10 protein-coding genes, 1 tRNA gene and 1 pseudogene are annotated in these 12,937 nt (G+C 53.5%); all 12 read right to left on the reverse strand.

All coding sequences use genetic code 11. The features are described from left to right. Positions 1-35: 35 nt before the first annotated feature. Positions 36-506: a 30S ribosomal protein S7 gene (gene rpsG / locus ACMTNU_RS18790; protein ID WP_413936828.1), complete on the reverse strand. Its 471-nt coding sequence runs from the start codon at positions 504-506 to the stop codon at positions 36-38. A gap of 46 nt (positions 507-552) precedes the next feature. Further along, on the reverse strand, positions 553-924 hold the full coding sequence (rpsL, locus tag ACMTNU_RS18795) for a 30S ribosomal protein S12 (RefSeq protein WP_086424542.1): 372 nt from the start codon (positions 922-924) through the stop codon (positions 553-555). A 108-nt stretch (positions 925-1,032) separates the two neighbouring features. Next, the gene (gene rpoC / locus ACMTNU_RS18800) at positions 1,033-5,220 is read right to left on the reverse strand and encodes a DNA-directed RNA polymerase subunit beta' (protein ID WP_413936829.1); all 4,188 of its coding nucleotides are present in this window, start codon (positions 5,218-5,220) and stop codon (positions 1,033-1,035) included. 46 nt (positions 5,221-5,266) lie between these two features. Then, positions 5,267-9,223: a DNA-directed RNA polymerase subunit beta gene (rpoB, locus tag ACMTNU_RS18805; protein ID WP_413936830.1), complete on the reverse strand. Its 3,957-nt coding sequence runs from the start codon at positions 9,221-9,223 to the stop codon at positions 5,267-5,269. Between the two features lie 123 nt (positions 9,224-9,346). Beyond that, positions 9,347-9,748 (reverse strand): 50S ribosomal protein L7/L12, encoded by a 402-nt coding sequence (rplL, locus tag ACMTNU_RS18810; protein ID WP_245631049.1) that lies wholly within the window; start codon positions 9,746-9,748, stop codon positions 9,347-9,349. A gap of 27 nt (positions 9,749-9,775) precedes the next feature. Then, positions 9,776-10,309 (reverse strand): annotated as a pseudogene (gene rplJ / locus ACMTNU_RS18815) (50S ribosomal protein L10); the annotation flags it as partial. Between the two features lie 66 nt (positions 10,310-10,375). Then, positions 10,376-11,068, reverse strand: coding sequence for a 50S ribosomal protein L1 (gene rplA / locus ACMTNU_RS18820; RefSeq protein ID WP_413936831.1), 693 nt, complete (start codon positions 11,066-11,068; stop codon positions 10,376-10,378). 27 nt (positions 11,069-11,095) lie between these two features. Then, positions 11,096-11,521: a 50S ribosomal protein L11 gene (gene rplK, locus ACMTNU_RS18825; protein WP_413936832.1), complete on the reverse strand. Its 426-nt coding sequence runs from the start codon at positions 11,519-11,521 to the stop codon at positions 11,096-11,098. 82 nt (positions 11,522-11,603) lie between these two features. Then, positions 11,604-12,140 (reverse strand): transcription termination/antitermination protein NusG, encoded by a 537-nt coding sequence (nusG, locus tag ACMTNU_RS18830; protein WP_413936833.1) that lies wholly within the window; start codon positions 12,138-12,140, stop codon positions 11,604-11,606. Positions 12,141-12,192: 52 nt separating this feature from the next. Then, the gene (gene secE, locus ACMTNU_RS18835) at positions 12,193-12,387 is read right to left on the reverse strand and encodes a preprotein translocase subunit SecE (RefSeq protein WP_086424537.1); all 195 of its coding nucleotides are present in this window, start codon (positions 12,385-12,387) and stop codon (positions 12,193-12,195) included. Positions 12,388-12,540: 153 nt separating this feature from the next. Beyond that, positions 12,541-12,615: transfer RNA gene (locus ACMTNU_RS18840), tRNA-Trp, on the reverse strand. Between the two features lie 81 nt (positions 12,616-12,696). After that, complete coding sequence (gene rpmG / locus ACMTNU_RS18845) at positions 12,697-12,846, reverse strand: 50S ribosomal protein L33 (RefSeq protein ID WP_086424536.1); 150 nt, start codon at positions 12,844-12,846, stop codon at positions 12,697-12,699. Between the last annotated feature and the right edge of the window lie 91 nt (positions 12,847-12,937).

Genomic DNA, 12,937 nt, shown 5'->3' on the forward strand with positions numbered 1-12,937 from the left:
ATCGCAGCACGGCTCAACTGCAGCACAGAACGACGTTACCAGCGATAATGGGCGAATGCCTTATTCGCCTCAGCCATCCGATGCACGTCTTCCCGTTTCTTCACCGCAGCCCCAGTATTATTCGAGGCATCAATCAATTCGGCTGCGAGCTTTTCACGCATACTCTTACCACCACGCGTACGAGCAAACTGCGACAACCAGCGCAAAGCCAAAGAAACACGTCGGGCCGGCCTAATCTCAACCGGCACCTGATAGGAAGCCCCTCCAACCCGGCGCGACTTAACCTCAACGATCGGCTTCACATTATCCACCGCCGCCTTAAACACCTTGAGCGGATCACCACCCGTCTTCTCTTGAATCACATCGAACGCTCCGTAACAGATACGCTCGGTGGTACTCTTCTTTCCACTACTCATCAGTGCATTAATAAACTTGCCCACCAACTTATCGCGATAGCGAACATCTGGAAGTACTTCCCGTTGACCCAAAAATCTACTGCGTGGCATAGTGACCTATTCTGATATCTAGATTAAACCCATCACAACAAGATGGTTACTTTGGACGCTTAGCTCCATACTTCGAACGACTCTGCTTTCGACCAGCTACCCCGACAGCATCTAGCGCACCACGAACCAAGTGGTAACGAACACCCGGAAGGTCTTTAACACGCCCCCCTCGCACAAGCACAATTGAGTGCTCCTGGAGATTGTGCCCGACGCCAGGAATATAGGTCGTCACCTCCATACCGTTCGTCAGACGCACACGCGCAACTTTCCTCAATGCTGAATTCGGCTTTTTCGGAGTCGTCGTATAAACACGCAGACAGACTCCTCTTTTTTGAGGGCAAGACCTCAAAGCCGGGCTTTTTGTCTTGGACTTGACAAACGCCCTCCCCTTTCGAACCAACTGATTGATCGTAGGCATTACGTTCTGATCCTCTTCAAGCTATCAAGTACGTCCCATCACCTGCAAAGCCGCCGGATTATAGTGATGCGATCACCAACTGTCAAGGGGTGAATGACCACTACTTTGCTACGATCGAGCATTTTCTCCTGACGCGGTTGACACAACTGGTTCCGATGCCAGAGCAGTCGCCGTCGTTCCAGCGCCAATAGACAGGCCCTCCGGCTTTTCACTCATCACGAATGTATCTCGATACTCCTCAAACCCAGATCCGGCAGGAATGAGGCGCCCGACAATAACGTTTTCCTTCAAGCCAAGAAGATTATCCTCCCGACCATTGATGGCTGCTTCCGTCAAGACGCGCGTTGTTTCCTGGAAAGAGGCCGCCGAAATAAAGCTGTCGGTCGTCAAAGCCGCCTTCGTAATACCCAACAGCACTGGCTTCCCTAGGGCTGGGGTTCCATTTTTCGAAAGCACTCGCTCATTTTCCCTTTCAAAGACCCCCTTACTCACCTGACTACCAGGTAGGAACTGGGTATCACCAGGGTCCTCAACGCGAACCTTGCGCAACATCTGTCGCACAATGATTTCAATATGTTTGTCGTTGATCGACACACCCTGTAATCGGTAGACATCCTGAACCTCATCCACCAAATACTTCTGCAACTCATTAGGACCAAGGACATCCAGAATGTCATGAGGATTCGCCGACCCGTCCATGAGGGGTTCGCCAGCACGAACCCAATCACCCTCATGCACGTTTACGTGCTTCCCTTTGGGAATAAAATACTCCTTCACGTCACCCATTTTATTGTCGACCAGGACCTTGCGCTGTCCTTTTACAAACCCACCGTAAGAGACCTCGCCATCAATTTCCGTGATGACGGCCTGTTCCTTCGGCTTTCGAGCTTCAAACAGCTCCACGACCCGAGGAAGACCCCCTGTAATATCTTTCGTCTTCGTGGTTTCTCGAGGAATCTTTGCCAGGACGTCCCCCGGAAATACCGTGGCCCCCTTCTCGACGAAGATATGGGCCCCGACCGGCAACAAATACCGCGCAACGGCGTTCGAACCGCCAGGCACTTTAGCGGTCTTGCCCCCCTCATCTTTGATCGAGACGCGAGGACGGAGCGTCTGACCGGTATGTTCAATGATCACCTTTCGAGACAACCCCGTCACTTCGTCGAACTCATCCTTCATCGTGACGCCCTCGACGATGTCTCCGTAGGCGACTCTCCCCCCCACCTCTGTTAAGATCGTAAGAGAGTACGGATCCCACTCAACTAGTTTTTGCCCTACGACAACGGGATCACCATCTTTGATCTTGATCTTAGCCCCATACACGACGGGGTACTTCTCTCGCTCTCGGCCGCTATCGTCGACGATCGCAATTTTTGTATTGCGATTCATGACCACCCATTCACCATCCTTATTGCGAACAGCAATCCCAGCGTTGTGAATGTCGGCGTTCTTCTTCGCATCAAAACTCATGAACCTGATCCGCCCAGCATGCTTGGCCTCGAGCACCGTTTGCTCGACCACCTTACTGGCTGTACCACCTATGTGGAACGTCCGCATGGTGAGCTGTGTTCCGGGCTCCCCGATTGACTGCGCCGCGATGACACCGACCGGCTCACCTTTCTCGACCAGACGCCCCCGCGCTAAGTCACGCCCATAACAAGCTCGGCACACGCCGCGCGGCGCTTGACAGGTCAGAACGGATCGAATCTTGACACGGTCCACTCCGGCTTCAACGACCGACTTGGTCAGCTCCTCAGTAATCTCTTCGTTCCAGGAAACGATGATTTCCCCCGTCACTGGGTCACGAATGTCTTCTGCCGCCAAACGGCCAAGAATTCGTTCTTCTAAAGGCTGAATAACCTCTCCACCTTCCACGAGTGCGCTGACAGTAATGCCATCACGCGTCCCACAGTCAAGCTCGTGAATAATAACGTCTTGGGCAATATCGACAAGGCGACGAGTCAGGTACCCTGAATTGGCGGTCTTCAGCGCTGTATCGGCGAGACCCTTACGGGCACCGTGAGTCGAGATGAAATACTGCAACACCGTTAAGCCCTCACGGAAATTAGCCGTAATCGGTGTCTCAATGATCTCACCCGATGGTTTTGCCATCAGACCGCGCATCCCACCCAGCTGACGGATTTGCTGTGAGCTGCCACGCGCACCGGAGTCGGCCATCATAAAGATGGGATTAAACGATTCCACCTTACCGGGATCGCCACCGGCCCCAAGCTCTTTCATCATTTCGTTTGAAACCTGTTCCGTGACATGAGCCCAGATATCGATGACCTTATTGTACCGCTCTCCGTTCGTGATCAAGCCCTCAGAATACTGCTTCTCGATCTCATTCACCTCGCGCTGCGCCTTCCCAATGAAGTCTTCTTTCTTACTGGGAATGTGCATGTTGTCGATACAGATCGACAATCCGGCCTTTGTCGCGTAGGTAAAGCCGATATCCTTGATCTTATCCAGAAATTCCACAGTGTCGCGATGACCGGTTTGACGGTAGACCGCGTCAATGAGCTTGGTCATCTCCTTCTTCGTCATGAGCTTGTTCGCATTGGCGAATGGGAGCCCTGACGGGAGAATTTCCGACAACAACACCCGCCCGACGGTCGTCTGCACCAGTGAGCCGGCCAGGCGCACCTTGATTCGAGCATGCTCTTCCACTTCGCGGGCGTCAAATGCGATTCGGACCTCTTCAGCTGACCCAAAGACTTTCCCCTCACCTCTGGCCCCGAGTCGCTCTTTTGTCAACCAGTAACATCCCAACACCATGTCCTGCGACGGCACGGCGATCGGCTTCCCGTTAGCAGGAGAGAGAATATTGTTAATGGACATCATCAGGACACGCGCCTCGACTTGCGCCTCCACAGACAACGGCACATGCACCGCCATCTGATCTCCATCGAAGTCCGCGTTGAATGCGGCGCAGACGAGCGGATGCAAGCGAATCGCCTTCCCTTCCACCAACACCGGATCAAAAGCTTGGATGCCCAATCGATGAAGCGTGGGCGCCCGATTCAGCAGGACCGGATGTTCCCGAATGACCTCATCAAGAACGTCCCAGACTTCAGGGCGTTCCTTCTCCACCAAACGCTTCGCGCTCTTAATCGTCGTTGCGGCTCCACGCGCCTCCAGCTTATGGAAGATAAACGGCTTGAACAATTCCAACGCCATCTTTTTGGGTAGCCCGCATTGATGCAGGCGCAACTCCGGCCCGACGACGATGACCGTACGACCTGAATAGTCGACGCGCTTCCCGAGCAGATTCTGTCGGAACCGCCCCTGCTTTCCTTTGAGCATGTCGCTTAACGACTTCAGCGGCCGCTTGTTGGGTCCACGAATGGCACGACCTCGCCGTCCATTATCAAAAAGGGCGTCGACCGCTTCCTGCAACATTCGCATTTCATTCCGGATAATCACTCCCGGCGCCTTCAGCTCCATGAGCCGCTTCAACCGATTATTGCGATTGATCACACGTCGGTACAGATCGTTGAGATCGGATGTGGCAAACCGTCCCCCATCCAACGGAACCAAGGGACGCAGTTCCGGAGGAAGGACCGGGATCACATCCATGATCATCCACTCCGGCTTATTCCCCGATTTTCTGAATGCCTCAAGCACCTTGAGCCGTTTTGCATACTTCTTCTTCATCGCGGCAGACGTGGACGCCTTGGCCTTTACTTGTAGTTCGTCCCACAAGGCATTGATATCAATCTTTCTTAGCAAGTCACGGATAGCCTCGGCCCCAATCCCGACCTTGAATCCGCTCGATCCATATTCCGAAACAAGCGTGCGCAACTTATCCTCAGGAACTAATTCTTTTTCCGATAGATCCGTTGACCCGGGATCCACACATACGTAGCTCTCAAAGTAGAGAATCTTTTCCAACTGCTTGAGACTCATGTCAAGCAGAGTTCCGATCCGGCTCGGGACACCTTTCAGAAACCATATATGAGCGACAGGCGCAGCTAATTCGATATGGCCCATCCGTTCACGGCGAACCTTCGATTGAATGACTTCAACACCGCACTTATCGCAGACGATTCCGCGATGTTTCATCCGCTTATATTTTCCGCAGTTACACTCCCAATCCTTTGTTGGACCAAAAATCTTGGCGCAGAAGAGCCCATCTTTTTCCGGCTTGAATGACCGATAATTGATCGTCTCCGGCTTTTTGACCTCACCGTAGGACCAGGATCTGATTTTCTCGGGCGAAGCAATGCGAATACGCATCGAATCAAACGAGACAGAATCCCGCTGCTTTTCAAATAATGTATATACGCCTTCCAAGGTAATGACCTCCTCTGATGCCGGCCACTCGCCGACACACAAGCGGTTAGTCTTGCGTCTTCACTAATTCGACATCAAGCCCTAAGCTCTGCAACTCCTTGACCAACACATTGAACGACTCCGGCAACCCCGGCTCAAGGAATGGTTCGCCCTTGACGACCGCTTCGTACATGCGAGACCGTCCAGGAACGTCGTCGGACTTGACCGTGAGGAATTCCTGCAATGTGGACGCCGCTCCATACGCTTGCAGAGCCCACACTTCCATCTCCCCTAATCGCTGGCCTCCGAATTGGGCCTTCCCGCCCAATGGTTGCTGCGTCACAAGCGAATACGGACCGATGGACCGTGCGTGAATCTTGTCGTCCACCAAATGGTGCAGCTTGAGCACATACATGTACCCGACGGTCACCGGGCTTCCGAACGGCTCTCCGGTTTTTCCGTCAACGAGATGAGCTTGGCCGCTCGTTGGCAGCTTCGCTTTTTTGAGCAATTCCTTAATTTCCTTCTCGGAGGCGCCGTCAAATACCGGGCTCGCCACCTTCACCCCTAATGCCTTTGCAGCCCACCCAAGATGTGTTTCCAAGATCTGCCCGACATTCATACGAGAGGGCACACCAAGCGGATTCAAAACAATTTCAACAGGAGTGCCATCAGGCAAGTAGGGCATATCCTCTTCCGGCAACACTCGAGACACGACACCTTTATTGCCGTGACGGCCGGCCATTTTATCGCCGACTTGAATCTTGCGCTTCATCGCAATATAGACCTTGACGAGCTTGATGACCCCCGGAGGCAACTCGTCGCCCCGCTTGAGCCGACCGACTTTTTCGTCATACAACGTCTGCAAGATTTCGATCTGCTCCTTCGCCCTCCGCTCGACATCCTCAAGCTCTTTTTGCTCATCTGGATCGCTCAGGATAATGTGCCGCACCGTGTCATCGGGCAATCGTTTGAGGATCTCTGCGGTCAATTTCCCCTTCTTTTTGAGGATGACATCGCCGCTTTCAGGATCCATCAGATCGCGTCCCACCACCTTACCGAGCAAGAGTTTCCGAATCTTCTTCGTCTTCTCTTCGTCGATAATCCGCAGCTCTTCATGGTGATCACGCTGCAATTTCATTTGGTCATCGGTTTCAATGCTCTTCGAACGCTCATCCTTATCGAGCCCCTTGCGTGAAAAGATTTTCACATCGACGACGATGCCTTCGACCCCAGGAGGCACCGTGAGCGACGTATCCTTCACATCGCCGGCCTTCTCACCAAAGATCGCCCTGAGCAATTTCTCTTCCGGAGTCAATTGAGTCTCGCCTTTTGGCGTCACCTTACCGACGAGGATATCGCCCGGCTTGACCTCGGCTCCGATGCGGATGATGCCGCTCTCATCCAAATTTCTCAGCGCCTCTTCGCCGACATTGGGAATATCTCTCGTCACATCTTCCTTACCCAACTTGGTGTCACGAGCTTCCACCTCGAATTCTTCAATATGGATGGACGTGAAGGCGTCCTCGCGGACCAACTTTTCACTGAGCAAGATGGCGTCTTCGAAGTTATATCCGCCCCAGGGCATGAACGCGACGAGCACGTTTTTTCCCAACGCCAACTCTCCATGATCAATCGCTGGCCCATCCCCCAAGACTTGCCCCTGCTTCACCGGCTGACCGATTCGAACCACGGGAGTTTGCGTAATGCAGGTATTTTGATTTGATCGCTGGAACTTAATAAGATCGTAAACGTCCAATCCCGAATCTTTTCCCTTCTTACCGTCTTTTGATTCGGCCCGCACTACAATACGGGTCGCATCGACACTCTCCACAACACCGGGACGCCGAGCTTGGATCACATATCCGGAGTCTCTGGCAACCACAGCCTCCATCCCCGTCCCAACCAGCGGAGATTCGGACGTGACCAACGGAACAGCCTGCCGCTGCATGTTGGATCCCATCAGCGCGCGGTTGGCATCGTCGTGCTCTAAAAACGGGACGAGCGCCGTTGCGACACTCACCACTTGCTTCGGCGATACGTCCATATAATCAATTTTATCCGGCGTGGCTAAGACAAAGTCTCCGCCATGACGGCAAGATACCGTTTCTGATACCAATTTACCGGTCCCATCCAGCTTCGAGTTTGCCTGAGCGATGATGTATTTGTCGCCCTCGATCGCCGAGAGAAACTCGATTTCATCCGTCACACGCCCTTTTACAACCTTCCGGTAGGGTGCCTCGATGAATCCAAATTGGTTAATCCGTGCATACGTGGCCAACGACGTAATCAACCCGATATTTGGGCCTTCCGGTGTTTCAATCGGACAGATACGGCTATAGTGGGACGGATGCACGTCTCGAACCTCGAAGCCAGCGCGTTCTCTGGTCAACCCACCGGGGCCAAGCGCGGATAGACGACGTTTATGCGTGATTTCCGCCAGAGGGTTGGTTTGGTCCATAAATTGAGACAACTGGCTACTGCTGAAGAATTCCTTGACCGCTGCAACCACCGGCTTGGCGTTGATCAGGTCGTGCGGAAGTACCGTTTCCATATCAAGGAGATTCATCCGCTCCTTGATACTGCGCTCCATCCGAACGAGACCCAGCCGGAACTGATTTTCGAGCAATTCCCCGACGGATCGTACTCGACGATTCCCCAAGTGATCGATGTCGTCGATTTCCCCCTTGCCGATCTTCAAATTCACGAGATACCGAATGACTTCAACAATATCTTGCGCGGTGAGCGTTCGCTGCTCGAGCGGCAAATCCAATCCAAGCTTCTTATTGAGCTTGAGGCGACCTACTGGCGAAAGATCGTACCGCTTAGAGTTCAGAAAAAGATTATCGAACAAGGCCCGCGCAGTATCGACTGACGGAGTCTCTCCCGGACGTAGGCGACGGTAGATCTCCACCATCGCCTCCTCTTTTGAAGCGATCTTCTCCATCTCCAACGTATCGAGAATGACCGGCGTGGCTGTAGCCATGTCGAGATAGATCACCTTAAACTCTTCAACATCGCTCTCGACGATTTGCTCGACGATCTCGGGGGTCAACCGCTGATTTTTCTCTGCCAGCTTGTTCTTCTTTGAGTCGACTAACTCCGTAAGAATGGCTCGGCCCACCAACTCGCCGGGAAGCATAGGAATCTCTTTCACTCCTGCTGCCTTGAGCTTGGCGATCATCCCCTTGGTCAGCCGAGCCCCCTCCCGCACCAACGGCTCTTTGCTATTCTTGTCGGTGACCTCGGCAGAACAACGAAGTCCATGATGAATCTCCGCATCCAACTTGCGGAACATCTTGCCCTTGGAGACCCGAATTTCCTCCACGGGGTAGTACATTTTGAGCAGATCGTCACTCGAAAACCCAAAGGCTTTCAACAAAATCGTGGTGGGCATTTTCCGCCGACGATCGATCCGAACATAAAGAATATCCCTGGCATCAAACTCAAAATCGAGCCATGAGCCTCGATAGGGGATAATACGCGCCGAGTACAACACTTTGCCGCTCGCATGCGTGCGGCCCTTATCGTGGGTAAAGGATGCACCAGGCGACCGATGAAGCTGACTGACGACGACTCGTTCGGTTCCATTCACGATAAAGGTTCCGCGTTCGGTCATCAGTGGCAATTCGCCGACATAGACCTCTTGCTCCCGCACATCGAGCACCTTCTTACGAGGTCCTTTATCTTCCTTATCGAATACCACCAAGCGGACACGCAGCTTCAACGGAACCGCAAACGTCATCCCCTGCTCGAGACACTCGCGCTCATCGTACTTCGGCGCACCCAAGGTGTAACTTGAAAATTCGAGTACGGCCGTGTTGTTATAGTCTGGAATCGGAAACACGCTGGCCAACGCCGCCTGTAATCCATAATCCTTCCGGCGATCCGGCTCGACCTCAAATTGCAGAAACTCCTCGTAGGAGCGCTTCTGAATTTCGATCAGGTCTGGAATATCGATATTGGTTCGAATGCGTGAAAAATCTTTCCGCTCGACGAACTCCTGCAGAGTCGTTTCGGACATTCCTACTCCTCCACACTGGTTGGCGGTGAACAGCAGCCACCGGTCATGAGATGCACAAACAGGCCTCCCGCAATCAACCTGCCGCCCATGCACAATGACCAGTGACTATGACGAATGACAGCCCTACTTCACTTCGACCTTTGCACCGCTTTCTTCGAGCTTTTTCTTCATCGTATCCGCTTCTTCCTTAGCCACTCCCGTCTTGACCGGCTTCGGAGCGCCTTCAACCAGATCCTTCGCTTCCTTCAATCCGAGATTGGTAAGCTCGCGGACCACCTTAATGACCTGAATTTTCTTGTCCGCCGGTGCGGACGCAAGAATGACATCGAATGCGGTTTTCTCTTCAGCTGGTGCTGCCGCTCCGCCCCCTGCAGCCGGTGCCGCCGCCACTGCAACCGGTGCCGCCGCCGTGACGCCGAATCTCGTTTCCAACCCCTTGACAAGCTCGGCTAAATCGAGCACGCTCATACCCTCGATCGCCTTGATCAATTCCTCTTGCGACAATTTTCCTTCTGTAGCTGGCATTTCCCCTTCTCCTTTCCGTTTATCCTGAATGGCTGCAATGACTCTGACAAATTTTGACAACACCGCACTCAATGTATACACAACGCCACGAATCGGCCCTTGCATGGCCGAGAGCAACATCGCAATGAGCACTTCTTTCTTGGGCAGCCTCGCGACGGCCACGAGATCAGCCGGCTGAAGAAGTTTGCCTTCCAGCACACCGGCCGTCATTTTAATCTTCTCTTCGCGCTTTTCCGCTCCGATAAAATCCCTCAACACCTTGGTCGGCAACACGGGATCATCATACCCAATGACGACGCCGGTCGGTCCCTTGAGATGCTCCTTGAGCCCAATCAGCGCGGTGCCCTCGGCAGCACGAGCCGCGAGCGTATTCTTCACGATTCGGTATTCGGCCTTGACCCCTCGAAGTTGCTTGCGTAACTCCGTGACCTCATTGACAGGAAGACCGACGCATTCCGTCAAGATAGCCAACCTGGCGCGACCGAACTTTTCGGCCAATGCCGCCACTGTCGTAACCTTTTCTTCCTTCTTCATCGCTCTCCTTCTCCAAGGATTCGCCATCCACCGCTGATCAATCAGGACCTACCGGGTCTTCCCGACCGACCACCGACGACCGACGTCCTCCATCTAGCTCCACTGCTTCGTCAGTGCGATGGTATCCAACTTCACTCCCGGTCCCATCGTGCTCGTAATCGTAGCGCTCTTAAGATAGCGCCCCTTGCAGGACGCAGGTTTTGCCTTAATAACGGATTCAAGGATGGCCGACGCATTGTCGTAGAGCTTCGCCGGATCAAAGGACACTTTCCCGACCAACACATGTACAATACCGGCCTTTTCAACCTTGAATTCAACCCGTCCCTTCCGAATATCGGCAACAGCCTTCCCGACTTCGAATGTCACCGTTCCCGTTTTGGGATTCGGCATCAGCCCTCGAGGTCCGAGCACCTTCCCGAGTTTTCCGACAGACGCCATGAGGTCAGGAGTAGAAATGGCGCAATCGAACTCCATCCACCCGCCCTTGATTTTCTCCATCAAATCATCGGAACCCACATAGTCGGCTCCCGCCTGTCTCGCCTCCTGCTCCTTTTCGCCCTTGGCAAAGACCAGCACCCGAACCTTCTTCCCCGTCCCATGAGGAAGCGCTGCCGTTCCTCGAACAAGCTGATCCGAGCGCTTGGGATCGATCCCGAGCCGAAGCGCCAGATCGACCGACTCATCGAACTTCGCAAACGCCGAGCGCTTCACTGTCTCAACCGCCTCGCGCAATCCGTAGACACGCGGCTCAACATTCTTGAGCGCTGCATTCATCTTCTTTCCCATAGCCTGCCGCTCCTTCGGTCTCGAAAATTAACCCTGAATCACAACACCCATGCTGCGCGCAGTTCCTTCAATAATTCTGGCTGCCCCCTCCACATCGGCGGCATTCAGATCACCCATTTTCTTGCGCGCGATCTCGTTCAGCTGCTGCCTGGTGATTTTCCCCACTTTGTCCTTCTGCGGGACACCAGAGCCCTTAATGACTCCGGCGGCCTTCTTCAGCAGATCCGAAGCCGGAGGCGTCTTCATGATGAAGCTGAATGTACGATCTTTATAGACCGTGATGACCACGGGGATGATGCTGTCCCCCTCCTTCTGAGTCTTGGCATTGAACTGTTTGCAAAACTCCATAATGTTGACGCCATGCTGGCCAAGCGACGGGCCCACCGGAGGCGCTGGATTGGCCTTGCCGGCCGGGATTTGCAACTTAATCTGCGCTGATACCTCTTTTGCCATGTCTCTTCTCCCGAGCTTTCAGTCTTGAGCTTTCAGCCTTCAGCCTAAGCTGAGAGCCGACGGCTAACCGCTGACCGCTGCATTAAATCCGTTCAACCTGCAGAAATCCCAATTCAACCGGGGTCGACCGGCCGAAGATGCTGACCATGACCTTCAATCGGCTATGATCCTGATCAACTTCGTCCACCACGCCATTGAACCCCAGAAACGGACCATCGATAATACGGACATTATCACTCTTGATGAATTTGACCTGCTCACGCGGTTCCGCTTGACCCGCATCAACTTGTTTGAGCAGGGACTCGACCTCCTCCTCGCTAAGCGGCGTTGGCACAACTCCGCCGCCGACAAATCCCGTTACTTTGGGAGTCTCCTTGATCATCTGAAGCGTCTCATCCGCCAACGGAGACTCCAGCTCCACCAGAACATATCCCGGGAAGAATTTCCGACGAGATGTCCGCCGCTTCCCATCCTTTATCTCAATCACGTCTTCAGTCGGAACAAGCACCTGCCCGACCTTCTCCACAAGCCCCATTTGACTCGCACGCTCCATGAGGCTGGTTTTCACACGCCCCTCAAAACCCGCGTACGTATGTATGACGTACCAGTTCTTTGTCATGCACCACCCTCAGGCCTTCGATGAAATGCTGCTGCCCCTCTTTTCGGCTGATTCAAATGAGCTTCCCAACCAACCAGGAGAGGAATGAGTCAATGACGGATAGGTAGACCGACATCAGGATACAGAATACAATAACGACGGTCGTTGAGCCGATCGTTTCCGCACGACTCGGAAACGAGACTTTCTTCATCTCGGTCCGCACGTCCGTCACAAACAACCGAATCGATTCTGTCATTCGCTTGAACATCAGTTACTCCGAGCTTTACCGCACCACCGCCCTACAAACCTGCCAATCACTCGCCAAAATTACCAAGCCCTACTGCAAACCCTCTAGCCCCTCAACACCACCCACAAGTCCGCTCCATCACCCCTATAGACGGCAACTGAAGCACGCTGAGCTTGGCAGGGGCACTAGGATTTGAACCTAGACTCTCGGTTTTGGAGACCGATGTGCTGCCATTGACACCATGCCCCTACACTCAGTGTTGAGCCATGAGCGCTGAGGCATCACAGAAAATCACCCGAACTCAGCACTGAGCACTCAACTCTCAGCACACTATTTCACCTCTTTATGAGGCACATGCTTCCGACAGAATTTGCAGAACTTGTTTCGCTCCAACCGATCCGGATCGTTCTTCTTATTCTTCATGGTCGAGTAATTCCGCTGCTTGCAGAGCGTACAAGCCATGTCGATAATCTCGCGCATCGCAACTCTCCTTAGCTGTCAGCCGACAGCGCTCAACTTCAGGCCAAGATTTCCGTCACGACGCCAGAGCCGACCGTCTTGCCGCCTTCCC

This window comes from Nitrospira sp. BLG_1 (assembly GCF_047338595.1).
In the GTDB taxonomy this organism is placed as follows: Bacteria; Nitrospirota; Nitrospiria; order Nitrospirales; family Nitrospiraceae; genus Nitrospira_D.

Coding starts and splice junctions, on each gene's coding strand:
- rpsG (WP_413936828.1), bottom strand. CDS start 506: ATGCCACGCAGTAGATTTTTGGGTCAACGGGAAGTACTTCCAGATGTT.
- rpsL (WP_086424542.1), bottom strand. CDS start 924: ATGCCTACGATCAATCAGTTGGTTCGAAAGGGGAGGGCGTTTGTCAAG.
- rpoB (WP_413936830.1), bottom strand. CDS start 9,223: ATGTCCGAAACGACTCTGCAGGAGTTCGTCGAGCGGAAAGATTTTTCA.
- rplL (WP_245631049.1), bottom strand. CDS start 9,748: ATGCCAGCTACAGAAGGAAAATTGTCGCAAGAGGAATTGATCAAGGCG.
- rplA (WP_413936831.1), bottom strand. CDS start 11,068: ATGGGAAAGAAGATGAATGCAGCGCTCAAGAATGTTGAGCCGCGTGTC.
- rplK (WP_413936832.1), bottom strand. CDS start 11,521: ATGGCAAAAGAGGTATCAGCGCAGATTAAGTTGCAAATCCCGGCCGGC.
- nusG (WP_413936833.1), bottom strand. CDS start 12,140: ATGACAAAGAACTGGTACGTCATACATACGTACGCGGGTTTTGAGGGG.
- secE (WP_086424537.1), bottom strand. CDS start 12,387: ATGTTCAAGCGAATGACAGAATCGATTCGGTTGTTTGTGACGGACGTG.
- rpmG (WP_086424536.1), bottom strand. CDS start 12,846: ATGCGCGAGATTATCGACATGGCTTGTACGCTCTGCAAGCAGCGGAAT.